The sequence below is a fragment of the Ruminococcus flavefaciens AE3010 genome, from assembly GCF_000526795.1.
GTDB classification, from domain to species: domain Bacteria; phylum Bacillota; class Clostridia; order Oscillospirales; family Ruminococcaceae; genus Ruminococcus; species Ruminococcus flavefaciens_D.
Map to the genome: position 1 here is coordinate 2,488,995 of NZ_JAGT01000001.1, position 16,699 is coordinate 2,505,693.

The 16,699-nt window shown below is 45.4% G+C and carries 19 protein-coding genes; 16 read left to right on the forward strand and 3 right to left on the reverse strand.

The window, feature by feature from the left end:
* Window positions 1-12: 12 nt before the first annotated feature.
* Both N774_RS0110880 and serS read left to right on the forward strand, forming a co-directional pair.
* A complete protein-coding gene (locus N774_RS0110880; protein ID WP_024861280.1) occupies window positions 13-867 on the forward strand; it encodes a ParB/RepB/Spo0J family partition protein in 855 nt (284 codons plus the stop codon).
* Window positions 868-878: 11 nt separating this feature from the next.
* Window positions 879-2,171 carry a serine--tRNA ligase gene (gene serS, locus N774_RS0110885; protein WP_024861281.1) on the forward strand — a complete coding sequence of 431 codons (1,293 nt, stop codon included), beginning with the start codon at window positions 879-881 and terminating at the stop codon, window positions 2,169-2,171.
* Window positions 2,172-2,347: 176 nt separating this feature from the next.
* On the opposite strand, the gene N774_RS19980 is transcribed toward serS, so the two are convergent.
* A complete protein-coding gene (locus N774_RS19980) occupies window positions 2,348-2,455 on the reverse strand; it encodes a DUF3789 domain-containing protein (protein ID WP_080770480.1) in 108 nt (35 codons plus the stop codon).
* 415 nt (window positions 2,456-2,870) lie between these two features.
* Here N774_RS19980 and N774_RS0110895 point away from each other — a divergent pair, with 415 nt between their 5' ends.
* The 6 genes from N774_RS0110895 (at window position 2,871) to N774_RS0110920 (ending at window position 8,074) form a co-directional block, all read left to right on the forward strand.
* Window positions 2,871-4,028 (forward strand): FprA family A-type flavoprotein, encoded by a 1,158-nt coding sequence (locus tag N774_RS0110895; protein WP_024861282.1) that lies wholly within the window; start codon window positions 2,871-2,873, stop codon window positions 4,026-4,028.
* A gap of 22 nt (window positions 4,029-4,050) precedes the next feature.
* Window positions 4,051-4,254 carry a ferredoxin-thioredoxin reductase catalytic domain-containing protein gene (locus tag N774_RS0110900; RefSeq protein ID WP_019679741.1) on the forward strand — a complete coding sequence of 68 codons (204 nt, stop codon included), beginning with the start codon at window positions 4,051-4,053 and terminating at the stop codon, window positions 4,252-4,254.
* A gap of 29 nt (window positions 4,255-4,283) precedes the next feature.
* Complete coding sequence (gene trxA, locus N774_RS0110905) at window positions 4,284-4,646, forward strand: thioredoxin (protein ID WP_278245170.1); 363 nt, start codon at window positions 4,284-4,286, stop codon at window positions 4,644-4,646.
* Between the two features lie 289 nt (window positions 4,647-4,935).
* Window positions 4,936-5,430, forward strand: a complete 495-nt coding sequence (locus N774_RS0110910) for an RNA polymerase sigma factor (RefSeq protein WP_024861284.1) — start codon at window positions 4,936-4,938, stop codon at window positions 5,428-5,430.
* On the forward strand, window positions 5,420-7,222 hold the full coding sequence (locus N774_RS0110915; protein WP_024861285.1) for a hypothetical protein: 1,803 nt from the start codon (window positions 5,420-5,422) through the stop codon (window positions 7,220-7,222). Before N774_RS0110910 ends, N774_RS0110915 begins: the two co-directional genes overlap by 11 nt.
* Before the next feature lie 105 nt (window positions 7,223-7,327).
* On the forward strand, window positions 7,328-8,074 hold the full coding sequence (locus N774_RS0110920; RefSeq protein ID WP_024861286.1) for an exodeoxyribonuclease III: 747 nt from the start codon (window positions 7,328-7,330) through the stop codon (window positions 8,072-8,074).
* A gap of 220 nt (window positions 8,075-8,294) precedes the next feature.
* Here N774_RS0110920 and N774_RS0110925 read toward each other — a convergent pair whose 3' ends face one another.
* Complete coding sequence (locus N774_RS0110925) at window positions 8,295-8,597, reverse strand: hypothetical protein (protein WP_024861287.1); 303 nt, start codon at window positions 8,595-8,597, stop codon at window positions 8,295-8,297.
* Window positions 8,598-8,775: 178 nt separating this feature from the next.
* Between N774_RS0110925 and N774_RS0110930 the strand changes: the two genes are divergently transcribed.
* The 8 genes from N774_RS0110930 to N774_RS0110970 all read left to right on the forward strand — a co-directional run bounded on the left by N774_RS0110930 (window position 8,776) and on the right by N774_RS0110970 (window position 15,555).
* Complete coding sequence (locus N774_RS0110930; RefSeq protein WP_024861288.1) at window positions 8,776-9,966, forward strand: glycoside hydrolase family 5 protein; 1,191 nt, start codon at window positions 8,776-8,778, stop codon at window positions 9,964-9,966.
* A 442-nt stretch (window positions 9,967-10,408) separates the two neighbouring features.
* Entirely contained in the window at window positions 10,409-10,849 is a 441-nt protein-coding gene (locus tag N774_RS0110935; protein ID WP_024861289.1) for a hypothetical protein, read from the forward strand.
* 23 nt (window positions 10,850-10,872) lie between these two features.
* On the forward strand, window positions 10,873-11,340 hold the full coding sequence (locus tag N774_RS0110940; RefSeq protein WP_024861290.1) for a DUF2975 domain-containing protein: 468 nt from the start codon (window positions 10,873-10,875) through the stop codon (window positions 11,338-11,340).
* A gap of 15 nt (window positions 11,341-11,355) precedes the next feature.
* Window positions 11,356-11,562, forward strand: coding sequence for a helix-turn-helix domain-containing protein (locus N774_RS0110945; RefSeq protein ID WP_024861291.1), 207 nt, complete (start codon window positions 11,356-11,358; stop codon window positions 11,560-11,562).
* Between the two features lie 199 nt (window positions 11,563-11,761).
* Window positions 11,762-12,058, forward strand: coding sequence for a hypothetical protein (locus N774_RS0110950; protein ID WP_024861292.1), 297 nt, complete (start codon window positions 11,762-11,764; stop codon window positions 12,056-12,058).
* Between the two features lies 1 nt (window position 12,059).
* Window positions 12,060-12,416 carry a hypothetical protein gene (locus N774_RS0110955; protein WP_024861293.1) on the forward strand — a complete coding sequence of 119 codons (357 nt, stop codon included), beginning with the start codon at window positions 12,060-12,062 and terminating at the stop codon, window positions 12,414-12,416.
* Window positions 12,417-12,535: 119 nt separating this feature from the next.
* The gene (locus N774_RS0110965) at window positions 12,536-14,059 is read left to right on the forward strand and encodes a DUF4153 domain-containing protein (RefSeq protein ID WP_024861294.1); all 1,524 of its coding nucleotides are present in this window, start codon (window positions 12,536-12,538) and stop codon (window positions 14,057-14,059) included.
* Between the two features lie 560 nt (window positions 14,060-14,619).
* Window positions 14,620-15,555 carry a glycosyltransferase family 2 protein gene (locus N774_RS0110970; RefSeq protein ID WP_024861295.1) on the forward strand — a complete coding sequence of 312 codons (936 nt, stop codon included), beginning with the start codon at window positions 14,620-14,622 and terminating at the stop codon, window positions 15,553-15,555.
* 474 nt (window positions 15,556-16,029) lie between these two features.
* On the opposite strand, the gene N774_RS0110975 is transcribed toward N774_RS0110970, so the two are convergent.
* Complete coding sequence (locus N774_RS0110975; RefSeq protein WP_024861296.1) at window positions 16,030-16,560, reverse strand: hypothetical protein; 531 nt, start codon at window positions 16,558-16,560, stop codon at window positions 16,030-16,032.
* Between the last annotated feature and the right edge of the window lie 139 nt (window positions 16,561-16,699).

Below are 16,699 nucleotides of genomic sequence, written 5' to 3' on the forward strand. Positions count from 1 at the left end.
CGAGGATAAAATATGGCAAAAGGCGGTTTAGGCGCAGGCTTCGATTCGCTGTTCAGTGATAACAGCAACGAGGTACAGGTGAAGAAGACCCTGCGCATATCTGAAATAGAGCCGAATCGTGATCAGCCCCGTAAGGCGTTCACCGATGAGACCATAACAGCTCTTGCGGATTCCATACGCGAGCACGGCATGCTCCAGCCTATCCTTGTACGTCCTATAAGCACGGGCGGCTATCAGATAGTAGCAGGTGAGAGAAGATGGCGTGCGGCAAGAATGGCAGGACTCGATGAGGTTCCCGTAAATATCCGCGAGCTCTCTGATCTGGAGACGATGCAGATAGCTGTTATCGAAAATCTTCAGCGTGAGAACCTCAACCCCGTTGAAGAAGCGGCAGGCTATGCGGAGCTCATCGACAAGTACGGCATGACTCAGGAAAAGGTGGCAAAAATGGTGGGACGCTCCCGTTCCGCTGTTGCAAATGCTGTGAGACTTCTCTCACTTCCCGAGAGAGTGCTTAAAATGCTTGAAAACGGCGATATCTCAGCAGGTCATGCAAGGGCTCTGCTGGGCTTTGAGGATGAGGAAATGCTTATTGCAACGGCTCTGAAAGCGGCTGACGGCGGTCTCACAGTCCGTCAGGTGGAAAAGGCTGCACAGAAGTCCGCAGAGCATAAGGAAGAAGCTGCTGCGGCTGCTTCAAACAAGAAGATAGACAACTATTTCAAGGAAATGGAGCTCTCCCTTAACGAGCGCCTGGGCAGAAAGGTCAAGGTGGACTACGGCAAGAACAAGGGAGCACTTATACTTGAATTTTATGATAAAAATGACCTCGCAGCTTTGGCTGAAAAGCTTGCAAAAGAGGACTAAGGAGAATAAATATGATAGACATTAAGCTTATAAGAACCAACCCCGAGCTGGTTAAAGAGAACATCAAGAAGAAGTTTCAGGACGACAAGCTTGAATTGGTTGACAAGGTAATTGAACTGGACAAGCAGTACAGAGAGACCAAGCTTGCCTGCGATAACCTGAGAAATACACGTAACGTAAAGAGCAAAGAGATCGGCGGTCTGATGAAGAACGGTCAGAAGGACGAGGCTGAAAAGGTAAAGGCTGAGGTCTCCGCTCTCGGCAAGGAGCTTGAGGAAAAGGAGCAGCTTGAAGTAAAGCTTGAAGCTGATATCCGCGAGATTATGCTGGTTATCCCTAATATAATCGACGAGACTGTACCGATAGGAAAGGACGATACTGAGAACGTTGAGGTTGAGCGCTTCGGCGAGCCTGCTGTTCCTGCATTTGAGGTTCCTTACCACGTTGACATTATGGAAAAGGTCAACGGTATCGACATCGACAGCGCACGTAAGACCAGCGGTAACGGCTTTTACTATCTCTGCGGAGACATTGCACAGCTCCAGAGCTGCATACTCTCTTACGCAAGAGACTTCATGATAGACAAGGGCTTCACATATTATATACCGCCGTTCATGATAAGAAGCAACGTTGTTACAGGCGTTATGAGCTTCGCTGAAATGGAAGGCATGATGTACAAGATAGAAGGGGAGGACCTCTACCTTATCGGTACCTCCGAGCACTCTATGATAGGCAAGTTCATTGACACTATAGTTCCAGAGGAGGAGCTTCCAAAGACTCTCACAAGCTATTCACCATGCTTCCGTAAGGAGGTAGGCGCTCACGGTATCGAGGAGCGCGGTGTATACCGTATCCACCAGTTCGAGAAGCAGGAAATGGTAGTCGTATGTAAGCCCGAGGAGTCTATGGACTGGTTCCACAAGCTCTACAGCTATACAGTTGAGTTCTTCCGCACACTTGATATACCTGTTCGTACTCTTGAATGCTGCTCGGGAGACCTTGCAGACCTTAAAGTCAAGTCTATCGACGTTGAGGCTTGGTCACCACGTCAGAAGAAGTACTTCGAGGTAGGAAGCTGCTCTAACCTTGGCGATGCACAGGCAAGACGTCTCGGCATCAGAGTAAAGGCTGCTGACGGAAGCAAGTATTTCGCACACACACTGAACAATACAGTTGTTGCACCTCCGAGAATGCTCATCGCATTCCTTGAAAACAACCTCAACGAGGACGGTTCTATCCGCATACCAAAGGCACTCCAGCCTTATATGCGCAAGGAGCTTATCAAAGTCCCTGAGAAAAAGTAATTATCGAATAGAGATCAAGGGCGGCATTTGCCGCCCTTTTTGCTTGTGTAGGGGCGCTCTTTGGGCGCCCGCAATTTTCTTATGCAATTAAAGTTATTTCGTAAGACACGGGCTGCCAAAGGCAGCCCCTACAAGCTAACGGCTCGCGGAACGCCGAGGGCGGCGTTCCCTACAAACTAATGGCTATCCAAATGCTCGTCGCCCCACTTTGCCGCTGTACAGAGGCACATCGTTACAACGCCAGCTGCCCCACCAAACATACTACCTAATAGAAAATTAAGCATAATATTCTCCTTTACTTGAATAGCGTATGACGGGAGCGGAGGCACTCCGCCCGCCAAATAATGAACCTAAAATAAAGCTTATCATTTTATCACTCTTTTCATTTTGGTCTCGATATTATTATGCGCAGTTTGATTCATTATAATCAGTTCCGGGCAGGAATATTATCGGCATTGTGCGGCATAATGAATGCAAAGCATTCATTATAATTGATTTTTAAGCCCTTGCAGATACGCAAATCAGAGATTTGCTCCCTGCATATCGGGCAATTATATCATAACGCTTCGCTTATATGATATAATATAAGAAAAATCTTTAAATTTGTTGCAAATGCCACTTTTCAATAGCCTGAATTTATGGTATAATTATCACATGATGCGGAATATTCGCATAATAATTGAAAAGAGGTAATTTCCAATGAATAACATAACTAACGACATTTACTATATCGGCGTAAACGACCATGATATCGACCTCTTTGAGGGACAGTACGACGTGCCCAACGGCATGGCTTATAATTCATATATCATCGTTGATGAAAAGACCGCAATATTCGATACAGTTGACGGAAACTTCACTGACCAGTGGCTTGACAATATAACAGAAGTTCTTGCAGACCGCAAGCCTGACTATCTTATAGTTCAGCACATGGAGCCCGACCACTCCGCAAATATCAAGAAGTTCCTTGAAAAGTACCCCGAGACAACTATCGTAGGCAACTCTAAGACATTCACTATGATTGATAACTTCTTCGAGGGACTCACAATTGCTAACAAGCTGGAAGTCAAGGAAGGGGAGAAGCTCTCACTCGGCAGGCACGAGCTCTCATTCGTGTTCGCTCCTATGGTACACTGGCCTGAGGTAATGTTCACATACGACAGCACAGACAAGGTGCTCTTCTCAGCAGACGCATTCGGCAAGTTCGGAGCTCTTGACGCTGAGGAGGACTGGGCTTGCGAGGCTCGCCGTTATTACTTCGGTATCGTAGGCAAGTACGGCGCACAGGTTCAGGGCGTTCTCAAAAAAGCAGGAGCACTTGATATACAGACTATTTGTCCGCTCCACGGACCCATACTCAAAGAGAACCTGGGCTACTATCTTGGACTTTACAACACATGGTCAAGCTACGGCGTAGAGTCCGAGGGCATATTCATTGCTTACACATCTGTTTACGGCAATACCAAGAAGGCTGCGGAGCTTCTGAAAGAAAAGCTTGAAGCAAAGGGCTGCCCAAAGGTAGCTATTGCAGACCTTGCAAGAGAGGATATGGCTGAGTCCGTTGAGGATGCATTCCGCTACGGAAAGCTTGTTATCGCTACAACTACCTATAACGCTGATATTTTCCCGTTCATGAAGCACTTCATTCTCGACCTTACCGAGAGAAACTACCAGAATCGCACTATCGGCATCATTGAGAACGGAAGCTGGGCTCCTCTTGCTGCAAAGACCGTTAAGGCAATGTTTGAGAAGTCCAAGAACATCACATTCACAGATACTACGGTATCTATCAAGTCAGCTGTAAAGGCTGCAAATATAGCTGAGATAGAGGCTCTTGCAGACGAGCTGATGAAATAAAAAAGTCAGGGAGGGACTGAATATGAAAGTAACGCTCAATCCCGACAAAGAAGTTGTTGACAGAATCAAAGAGGGACTTAAATTAAAGGACGGCTACTGTCCGTGCAGACTGGCAAAGACTCCCGAAAACAAGTGTATGTGCAAGGAGTTCCGTGACCAGATAGCAGACCCGAATTTCGAGGGCTTCTGCCACTGTATGCTTTATTATAAGTCGCTTGAAGACTAATATGCGGTTTATCCCCGCCGCAGGCGGAGATACAGACCGCCTTTACGAAAAAGAGCTATAATAGGAGGTTAAATATGAAAGAAGTAGTTATCACAAAGGAAAACTTCCAGAAAGAAGTTCTGCTGTACAAGGATACACCTGTTCTTCTTGATTTCTGGGCAATGTGGTGCGGACCCTGCATGGCAATGGGACCCATTGTCGAGCTTGTTGCAGATAAGTACGCAGGCAAGGTAAAGGTAGGCAAGGTCAACGTTGACGAGCAGCCCGAGCTTGCATCGGCATTCAGAGTTGAGAGCATACCCATGCTTGTGGTATTAAAGGACGGAAAGATAGTAAAGCAGGCTGTGGGACTTCGTGATGAAGCAGCTTTGGTAGAACTGTTTACACTTTGATGAAAAAAGCTCACTGATGTGAAAATCAGTGGGCTTTATTATTGTAGGGGCGGATATTATCCGCCCGAAATGTAGGGGACGGCGCAGCTAACAGCTGCACGTACCCTCTGTCCTATGGACATCTCCCTGCACAGCAGGGAGTCACTCGACGTCACTTTATAATTTATGGGTTATTTGCGGAACGCCGAGGGCGGCGTTCCCTACAATTTTTTTTGGAAACTGCACGGAAATCATTTCCTTGATTGTATATATTAGTGAAGCGACGCTTCCACGGAAAGGAGGAATTACCATGAATGACAATTCAGCGCTGTACGCATTCAATAAATTCGGCGATACGGTCCTGCGGACTGCCTTTGCTATGACGGGAAGCTACCCCGAAGCAGAGGACATCACTCAGGAGGTCTTTCTGACTCTCCATGCTAAGCCGCAGGAATTTGAGTCCGATGAACACATGAAAGCATGGCTGCTTCGGTCAGCCATTAACCGCTGCAAAAACCTGAGAAAAAGTGCCCGTATTATAAGAAATTCTCCCCTTGACGACGAGCTTGCAAACACTCTCAGCTGCGAGTTCACACCGAGAGACAACGAGATAAGAGAGATGATAGCGAAGCTCCCCGAAAAATATTCATCGGTGATATTCCTCTACTACTATGAGGAGTACACCGTAAAGGAGATAGCTTCACTTCTCGGAAAGAACGAGAATACGGTCAGCTCGCTTTTGCAGCGCGGAAGAAAGAAACTGAAAACAGAGCTTGAAAAGGAGGGCTATGTTTATGAGACCTAATGAGTATGACGAGCTTCTGAAAAAGATAAAGTGCAGCGATGATTTCCGCAAGCGTATGCAGGAAAAGCTCAGCTCTCCAAGCATAGAGGTGACAGAGTATGAGGACAGCGTAAGCGGTACAGAGGTCATCACAGCAAAACACAGCTGGGGCAGATTTGCGGCTATGGCAGCAGCATTCGTACTTGTATGCGGAGCTGTGGGCGGCGGAGCATATCACCTTGCAAATACCAATAGAATAACAAAAGAAAGTTCTGATATATCAGAAATAAAAACAGAAGAAACAACAGAAGAAACAACTTCCATATTCAGCAAGCTTAAAGCAGAAAAAGAACTGTACCATGGTGACATGGTTTTTAAGCAGGATTCAGACGTAAAGTTTCGCAGTACAGGCTTGGATATTGAACCGTTCATAAGCTACATGGATCAGTTCAATATGGATAACGAGATAGACCAAGAGGATTTTGATGAAACAGGAAGAAGTATAACCATATATTTCTACGAAAAAAAGTGCGATGAAGAACTTAAAGCTAAGATCGAGCAGGCAGGTGACAGCGGAAAGGTAAGACTTTACGATGAAGAAAGCTATTCTTTCACGCTTTATAATAACGGCTGTTATACAATGACAGATACCGCAGAAAAAAGGACTACCTATCACTGCTTCAGCAACGGCGAAAAGGTGCTCAATGATATTCTTGAGATGTATGTTGACGATGAAATGCTTGAGCGTATCAACACAGTTTCAAAGACAGAAATGATGACAGCTCTCCAAAAAGGCTTTGACAACTATAACGACGGCAAAGCTTATTACTATCCTGCAAACTCAAACGAGCCCATAGATTGTATTGTCGGCGACCGCAGCGGCTTCAGGGACGAGCTCTGGGAGTTTGAATGGGAAAGAGCAGGTATACCGTCAGGTGATGTTGATTTCTATTATCTGGGCTTTACAATTAATGTTGACGGCTATATGCAGATCTACGTTGACGATATGGAGAATAATTACAAACTGAAAAACGACAGCGATCTTGAAGCATTCAGAGCTGTTCTAAAAAAGCATCTCTCCGCAATTACTGAATTTGATAATGTTACCCTTTCAAAGCAATATGTGCTTGATATGTTTGATGATAATTATACCGATGGTTCTGTTCTGTATAGCTTCTTCAACGGACAGATCACAGAAAACAGGAAATGTATCGTAAATGACGTTGACGGTCTTAAAAATGAGCTCTCTGATCTTGAATGGGTGGTATCCATAGGCTCAAGAGATGAAAATGAGGAGTTCAATGACTACTACAACTATGTTGCAGGAGTTAAAATAAGCCGAAACGGTTATATATATCCTGATAGCGGCAGTAAATATAATGCTGTTATCAAGCTTAAAAACGAAAGTGATCTTGAATTTTTCAGAAGCATCCTTGACACGCATATAGTACTCGATGATTATGGCAAAGTCGCTTCAAGGAGAGAGATACTTGATGCGTTTAATGAAGAATACAAGGGCGATATGGCAACATTCCATACCACTGACGGACAAGATGATAAGAGTAAAGTGTGTGTTGTTACCGATTATGATCTACTGAGAAATGAGCTTTCAAATCTTAAATGGTATAGCTGCAATACCGATGAAAAGGATATATACAGAGATTTCTATGTTGCAGGAGCTGTTATTAGCCGAAACGGCTACATCTACCCGCAGAGCGGAGATACACCTATGTGCGCATACAAGCTCATAAACGAAAACGACAAAGAGAGGCTCTGCGAGATACTGGACAAATATATACAAAATACAGAATGAATAAAAGAACATCTGAAAGTTGCTATTTTATAGATTATATGTTATAATATAAGAAAGTCTCCGCAGTCGGTATGGCTGCGGAGAAATTTTTTCGGAGGTATAACAATGAAGCTCATATCATGGAACGTCAACGGCTTCCGCGCCTGCCTGCAAAAGGGCTTTGAGGACTTCTTCAAGGCTGCGGACGCTGATATATTCTGCTTGCAGGAAACAAAAATGCAGCCCGATCAGGCGGACTTCACGCCCGAGGGCTACCACATATACTTTCACAGCGCCGTAAAGAAAGGCTACTCGGGAACGGCTGTATTCAGCAAGACCGAGCCCCTGTCCGTTACATACGGCATAAACGGCACTCACCTTGACGAGGGGCGCGTCATCACCTGCGAGTACGAGGACTTCTACTTCGTGTGCTGCTATGTTCCCAACGCACAGGACGGTCTGAAGCGTATCGACTACCGCATGGAGTTCGAGGACGACATGAGGGCTTATCTCTCGGAGCTCGACAAAAAGAAGCCCGTTATCTACTGCGGCGACCTCAATGTAGCTCATGAGGAGATAGACCTGAAAAATCCCAAGACCAACCGCGGCAACGCAGGCTTCTCAGACGAGGAGCGCGGCAAGTTCACGGAGCTTTTAGGAGCAGGCTTTGCGGATACCTTCCGCAGGCTCTATCCCGATACGGTTACGTATTCGTGGTGGTCGTACCGCTTCAAGGCACGCGAAAAGAACGCAGGCTGGCGTATAGACTATTTCGTGGTGTCGGAGCGCCTTATGGAGCGCGTGAAGAACTCGGAGATACTCACGGATATCATGGGCAGCGACCATTGCCCTGTTATGCTGACCGTTGAATAAGTAGGGGCGGTGACTCCCTGCACAGCAGGGAGTCACTCGACGTCCCGCAGGTCACGATAAAAACATAATGAACCGAATGTAGGGGCTGCCAAAGGCAGCCCGTCTAAATTTCATAGAAAACTGCGGGCGCCCAAAGGGCGCCCCTACAAAGGGCTGTCGAGGACGCCAGCTCCTACAAATTACTGATCACTTAGGGGCGCTTGAACAGCGCCCCTACATTTTATGTTCCAAAAGTCTTTTTAAAGCTCAGGTAATTCCGTCCGTCCTCCTTGCCGTATATGGCAAAGCACACATTGTCAAAGCGGCTTGCGGCAGCAAAGGAGTCCTCGGTGGTAACTGTGATGCTGCACATATCTCCCTCGGGTACAGCGGTTGTTTTCACAAGCTCCGACCCTCTTTCGGGGGACCATATCTCAACGGCTGTGAAGTCATTTTTCGGCAGATCTATACGTTTTCCGCCCACCTCGTAAAAGCCCTCGGCGGTTATTTTTATAGTCTCGTTTGCGACAGAAATATTATTCATACGGATACTCCCTTTTTTATTGATTATACAGTACCTCAGAGCTGTTGTCAAGCTATGGTCAATAATGCAACATCTTTATTGCATATAATCTCTTTTGTGCACAAGACAGTTGAAATGATGCGATATACCGTGATATAATATATGTAACAATTATGCAGCTAAGGAAGGAGACCGAGAGATGAGAAAGAACGGCCATGGGGATTATAAGGTCTCAGCTGCGGATATTGCAGAGAAAATGGGAGCAGGGTGGAATTACGGAAATACCCTCGAAGCCAATTTCGACGGAGAGCCGAACGAAACTGTATGGGGCAACCCAAGGGCTTCTCAGGAAATGGTTGATGCCGTTGCAGATGCAGGCTTCGGAACAGTCCGCATACCCATTTCGTATCTTAACAAAATAGACGACAGCAACGGCTTCAAGATAGATACACAATGGCTGGAGCGCATTGCTGAGGTAGTGGATTACTGCTACAACAGGGGACTTTTTGTTATTATCAATATCCACGGCGACGGCTACCATACTATCAACGGCAGCTGGCTTCTCTGTGACGGAGACGATCAGATCTTTATCAAGGAAAAATACGCGGCGGTATGGCGCCAGATAGCAGAGCGCTTCGCCGATTACGATGAGCACCTCATATTCGAGAACATGAACGAGGTCTTTGACGGTGTATACCACGAGCCCGTACCCGAATACTATGAGAATATCAACGACTACGCCCAGATATTCGTGAATACTGTCCGCAGTACAGGGGGGAACAACACTCACCGCTGGCTGCTTATAGCAGGCTGGAACACGGACATAAACTATACCTGCGGCGGCTACGGCTTTCATCTGCCCGATGACAGCATGAGTACTGCCGACGAGAACAGGCTGATACTGTCTGTTCACTGCTACGACCCGTGGGACTACTGCGGCGACGACCACAAGAAGATATTTCTCTGGGGCGAAAAGGGACAGGAGATAATCGAGCTCAGCCACGCCGATCCCTGCAATATGGCAGAATGGGGCGACGAGGAGCACATAAAGGCTCAGTTCTCAAAGCTGAAGAGGAAGTACATAGACAAGGGCATACCTGTTGTAATGGGCGAGTTCGGCTGCATAGACAGAACACACGAGGAGCTCCCCGACAGGATAGCCGAGAACCGCGCCTACTACGACGGCTTTGTGGCAGGTACAGCGGCGCAGAACGGCATAACTCCCGTTTACTGGGATAACGGCTACAACGGCAAGCACGGTTTCGGACTTTTCGACCGCCGAACTCTTACACAGACTCAGCCCGAGCTTATCGAGGCAATAGTCTGCGGCGTGAAGAACAAGGACCCCATGTCGGGACGAAGCGCATTGATACACAGATATACAGTATGAGTGAACAGCCATAAGGAGCTATCCTTTATGGCTGTTTTTTTTGTCCAATACTCAATTTCATTAAGGAACGCCCTCTCTTGCAGGGCGTTCCCTCTTGAAAAACAGTCCACCGGACTGTTTTTCAATTCACCCTTTGCGGAGCGCCTGACGTAATCGGGGTGACTCCCCATAAAATGGGGAGATGTCAACTTCGTTGACAGAGGGGACGGGTTGGTTAAGCTTTGCCCCGAACCCCACCAGAGGCGCTGCCTCTGGACTCTGCCAAAGGAACACAGTCCCTTTGGAATCCCTTTCATGGTATGAACTTACTTTTTGCGCAAAAAACACCTGCTTTGAGAAACAGAAAAAATTATTGAAAAACGATAATTTTCTATTGACAAATGATATTTTATGTGTTATACTATAGTCACAGTAAGAAATATGATACCGCGGAGGTGGTAACATGAAGCGTTTATTGCTTGTAGCTGTCATTGGTTTGACTGTATTTATGGCATGGGGCTGCGGAAACGGTATAAACTACGAACTGCCCGATGAACCTATAAAATTCAGCACTCAGACCTTTGTTTCTCCTGTAGATAAGAACGATACATACAGCGCCATAAAGTATAACGACAGGCTTTATATCCCTTACGGAACATTGGACAAGACACTTAAAGGCGACGATGTGGGTGAGTGTCTCGGTTATATAGTTCAGGACGGCGTCGCTGACAAAAATACGAGGGTATATGTCCTTACTGCTGATAAGGACGTTAATTATCTTGCAGAGATAAACACCGAGGGCTTTATGGATCAGCCCATATTTTTAAGGGCAGAGGATACCATAGGAAAGAATATTGATACTCCGTCATATATTGATAGCCTTAATTACGACATATGGCGATGAATAAATATAAAGGAGCATTTATTATGTGGAACAAGGACAAATCACTTTTTTTATCGCGGATACTGACTGTTGTGGCAGCCTTTGCAGCTGTGTTCGTAGCATTCTTTATCCCCACCATTGCAGACTGGTACAGGTACGAAATGGCTTTTGAAGCCGAGAGCGTTTTCTCAAGAGATACAATGTTTCTTCCCATGTGCGTGACGCTTTATATCTGTGATGTACTTGCACTTCTTGCATTGTGGAACCTGCATATCCTGCTGAAAAATATCAGTAAGGACCAGGTGTTCATTCCAAAGAACACCGCTTGTCTCAGGTGGATATCATGGATTTGCATGGGCGTGGGAGCAGTTCTCATGCTGTTCGGTCTGTGGAGCTCCATATTCGCATTCTTCGGAATGTGCGCAGTAATGTTCGGACTCATTATGAGAGTCCTCAAAAACGTATTTGAAAAGGCAGTAGAGATAAAGTCGGAAAACGACTTTACTATATAACGGGAGGTGTTTTTCATGCCGATTATTGTAAATCTTGATGTAATGATGGCAAAGAGAAAAATATCCTCTCAGGATCTTGCGGAAAAGGTGGGTATCACTACCGCCAATCTCTCTATACTGAAAACAGGCAAGGCAAAGGCAGTCCGCTTCTCAACTCTGGAAAGGATATGCGACGAGCTTGACTGCCAGCCGGGAGATATACTTGAATACAAAAGAGAGTAAGGGCTGAACTATGATAATGAAAATATTGAAAAGAGCAGTCGCGGTATTATTCATTTTCGGAGTTGTATGTGCAGTTTTCTTTGTGATACAGATGATAAGATACAGCTGAGACAAACGGATATACCGCATAAGTTCGGTACTGCGGCAAATGCTAAGCATACTATGCAGATATTTATAATATGTAAAAGGAGGCGCTGTTATGAAAAAGAATATTGCTGTAAAGCGTGAGCTCAGATGCACATACGGTATTGATATTGCACTTTGCGTGCTGAATTTTCTCATCTGCACCACACTTTGCTGGGGTGGAGCTCCATGGCTGAATATTGCAGGAGTAGTTGCCTTTGTAACAGCTCTTCTGCCGCTGACCGTTAAGCGTATGTACTACAGGGACGAGGTAAATCCCAAGTCCGTGGAAGTTATAATGATCGTGTACAGAATTTCTCAGGTCATGCTTATGATGTACGGTATAGACTATTTTCTGATAGCGGGTGTATGATATGAAAGTAAGCTGGAAAAGAACACTTATATGGCTGGCAGCAGCTCTTGTTACGCTGTTTATTCCCATGACTTCTATTTTGGGTATTTATGTGGCAATGATAGCAATATGCTATCTGGCTGCATCAATAATCACCACCGTAAAGCCTCACATACCCTATTCCATAGCGGCTGTGATACAGGCAGTGATAGTTACGGCAATATGCAGTGCTGATATTGAGGCTTCTGACAGCAATACGATCTATGCCGCCAGCGCATTTATGACGTTCATGTTTTTCGTACCGTTTCTGCTTATAATGGCGGCAGCAGTCTACTTCAAGGGCAGAAAAAAGGAAAAAGAGGAGCAGCACTATGAATGACCTTGATAATAAAAAGCCAAATGTGCCTGAGGCTGATATACAAGGCAATGAAAAAACAAGGAAACGGAAAATATAATGTGATCTTGTATAAAAGCAAGAGCTATTAAGGAGGATACACCATGAATAACAATATTTACGGACCGCAGACACCATATATACCGCGGCCTGTCACAGCCAAGGTCAAGGAAAAGCCCGTATACTCTAAGGCTGAGGTAGTTCTTTCCGTATTCGTATTCATAGCAGCGTTCTGCTTTATGAGATACGTTGTGTTCCACGCAATGGGCTTCATCACAACAGGGCTTTACATCGCTATTATTACCGCGGCAATAGTCTACCTGAGAAAAAAGGAGTGCAGCTTCTCAAAGTTCAACAAGGTGCTGACGGGAGTGCTTTATATATTCAGTATCGTTTTCTCCATAACCGCAAATAACTTCATCAAGACTCTGGACGCACTGTTCCTTTTCGGAGCAGGTGCGTATCTGGTCTACTCCATAGGCGCAGACAACAAGAACGTTGAACGCTTCATGCCCTATGCCTTATGCAAGGCTCTGTTCGAGTACCCCTTCTCCAATTTCGGTAAGCAGGCAGCCATAACCTCTGACTCTCTGTCAAACTCCAAGGCAGGCTCAAATGCAAAGTACATCATAACAGGACTTGTTCTCACAGTGCCCCTGACGGCTGTTGTAGCAGCTCTCCTCATGTCCGCAGACGACGGTCTGCAGCGCATGCTCTCAGGCATAGCAGAGCGCATATTCAGCGAAGAGATATGGAATATCATATTGCAGCTGTGTCTGGCTATACCCTGTTCGCTGTATCTCTTCGGAATGTTCTACACAAATACTCACCTCAACGGTCTTGCCGTCCTTGACGAGAACCGCTGCAAGCAGAGGCTGTTCAATATCCGCTTTGTCAGCAATCTTATCGTCTACACGGCAGTAACTCCCATATGCATACTCTACGTGATGTTTTTCATCTCACAGGCGAGCTACTTCCTCTCCGCATTCACAAATAGTCTTCCCGAAGGCTATACCTATGCCGACTACGCAAGGCAGGGCTTCTTCGAGCTCTTTGCAGTAGCTCTTATCAATCTCGGAGTTCTCTGCTTTATGAGCCTTTTCTCCAAAAAGACAGGCAGGGAAAAGACAAAGGCGCTGAAATTCTACAGCGTAACAATAAGCATTTTCACCATTATCCTTATAGCTACAGCTATCAGCAAAATGGTAATGTACATAGACAACTACGGTCTTACGGAGCTGAGAGTCTACACAAGCTGGTTCATGGTGCTTCTTGCATTTACCTTTGTGATGATAATAGTTAAGCAGTTCCGCTATGATATGCAGTTTGCCAAGCATTTCTCAATAATGTTCACAGTGATGTTTGCCATACTCTGCTTTTCACGTCCCGAGGCTCTTATCGCAAGGTATAATATCGAGATGTATGAGTCGGGATATCTTGACGAGCTTGACACAAATACCATACTTAACATGTCCGATGACGGACTGCTTGTGGCTCTCAACGAGGGGGAGGTAACTGTCGAGGAGGTAAACGAGCACAAGGAGCATCTCTATCAGCGTGACAGCTTTGGCAAATTAAATATCCCTGCAATACTTGTAGACAGTAAGACGCAGCGTGACGAACTTTAATTATGCCGAGCCTTATTAGGGACGCCCTTACTTGCAGGGCGTCCCTCTTAAAAAAACAGTCCACTGGACTGTTTTTTTAATTCACCCTTGCGGTTACTCCCTGTAGTACAGGGAGATGTCAGCGGAGCTGACAGAGGGTCGTCGCTCCAGTTAGGAGCGCTTTGTAACTGTGGGGCTCTGCCCCACACCCTGCAAGGGCTGTCCCCCTAATCGGGTCCGTCCCCTCTGTCGCATTGCGACATCTCCCCACCCTGTGGGGAGTAACCCTTGACCTGACCAAAGGGAGTATACTCCCTTTGGAATCCCGTTATTAGTAGGGGCTGATGCCTACATCAGCCCGTCCTTTTTTGTTGTGATATATGTGTAATTTATATAAACAGAGCAAAATATAGAGTCAGGATATATGCAATACAAAGAAAAATAATACGAATTGCGATTTTTTCTTGAAATATAACCTATAGTTGATGTATAATACTATCAGAAGTGCGGAACTGTTTTTTTAGGCACAGATACCGCGATAGATGGAAATGGGAATCTCAAAAGGAGAATTCAGAGAAAACATGAAATGCAGTATTATTATCCCGTATTCAAGTCGGTCAGACAGAACTGTAAGATTATTTGAATCATTGGAAAACCAGGATTTTGACGAGAGCGAGTATGAACTCATTTTCGTGAATCGCGGCGGCAATAATGGGCTCGAGAGATATATAAACGAGCACGGCGCAAAGGTCAGCACAGTTTGTCTGAGTTCACCTGACGGCGGTGTAGGTCAGGCTAAGAATCTGGGACTTCAAAGAGCATCGGGTGAGCTTATCATCTTCCTGAACGGCGATGAGATGGTTCCTCAGTACTTCGTTTCGGGACATTATAACGGCTATAAGAAATCAGACAAGCCCGTTATGCAGTTCGGTCTCACAAAGCAGGTCTTTGAGGGCAGTGACAGAAGCTATTACGACAACAGGGAGCTTTTCAGAAACGGCATACGCTATTGGCTCACAGAGCCCGAGAGATACGGTCTTGACAAGCAGAAGAACTATTACTACATAAAGGATATCCGCCTTGAAATGCTTGAGCCCTACAGCTATGACTTCGACAAGGTAAAGTACAAGATGATATTCACCAAAACATCGAACCTCTCTGTACCTATGGAGTGCATAAAGCGCTTCGGCGGCTTTGAAGAGAACTACAAAGGCGAGGAGATAGATGACTGGGAGTTCGGCTACCGCATGATGAAGAACAATGTGGATATCGTATACAATCCCCGGGTAGAGGTGTTCCGCCTCTATGAAAAGGAGAGGTACGACAGCAAGCGCTTCAGCGAGTGGAAGAACAACCTTGACTCAATGCTTAAAAAGTACAATGACAGCTTCCTGAATAAGCTGTCCGCGTTCACAAGTGTTTTTGATCCCGAGAGCAGAGAAAGATGCGGCAAGTCCGAGCCGGGCAGGAACATCTGGCTCGATGCCTACAAGGATCTTGAACTGAACGCAAGATAAAAATGCAATCTTCATGGGCAGTATTCCGTCCCTTCCCTGTACAAACGGAGTACGGCTCAAAAAATAAAAAGTCCGATTCTCCTCTTTTCGGACTTATTTCTCCCCAAAAACTCCGCTTAGGCGGAGCTTTTTGTTTCAAAAAAAGCTCGATATGAAATATATTCGCAAAAAAATACTTGACTTATGGCTTCAACAGTAGTACAATATAGTATCGGCCATAGTCTGAACAAATGAAATGAAAAATCAGAAGAGGAATTGGGTATGGATAAAAATAAATCTCTTATCTGTATTTATTCCCTGTGGGTTCATGGGGCATTTCAGGTTCAGGCTGTGGTAGATAATAACCGAGCTTAATTAAAGACATAAAAAATCCCCTTGATATCCAAGGGGATTTCTTATTACATTATTGATAAAGAAGGAACGCGCATTGTAACGTTTTTTTAGTGATGAAGCATTTTGCGTCTGGCGGGGAAGTTATTCAAAAACTACGCCCCAGCCTGCGCTGACCTTACGGTACAATCGCATTTTTTCTTTTTTCTTCTGCATTTTCAGAAGTGAGAATGCTCCGACAATAACCACCAGTGTAAGGACTGCGCCCATAACGATTCCGACAACGCCCTTAACTACGAACAGAGCAACTATCCATATGATTATTGCAGCAACAAGTATGATCGGGAGACAGAAAGAAGCAAAGTTTCTGTTCTTGATCTTTATATAGTGCTGAATATCTCTGATACTGAAGCACTCGTAATTACGAGCGATAAAGTTATCGGGCTGAGCCCATTTGCAGAATGCGGCAAGATTTTCAAACTTAGCCGTATAATCCTGATAATCGTGGAATTTTTCATTATACCTTGTGACGCGGTAGTAGACTATTACAGCCTGTCCCTGCTGTTCAGCGTCCATTACATGGATAATGGTGCCGATGTCAGCTTGACCTTTCATTGCCTTGGTCACAAGGAACTTTCGGTCTATCGCTTCATCAATATTAAGCAAATAATTCATAGCAATTCCTTTCCTTAACGCGGATTAGTATATCGACACTGCGCAGCTGCGCAGAAGATGCCGTGAAAGTTGATTTTCCGATAAAAGTTTATCTTTAGCGGATAAAAATATTATAACATATGTAAACAAAAAATGCAAT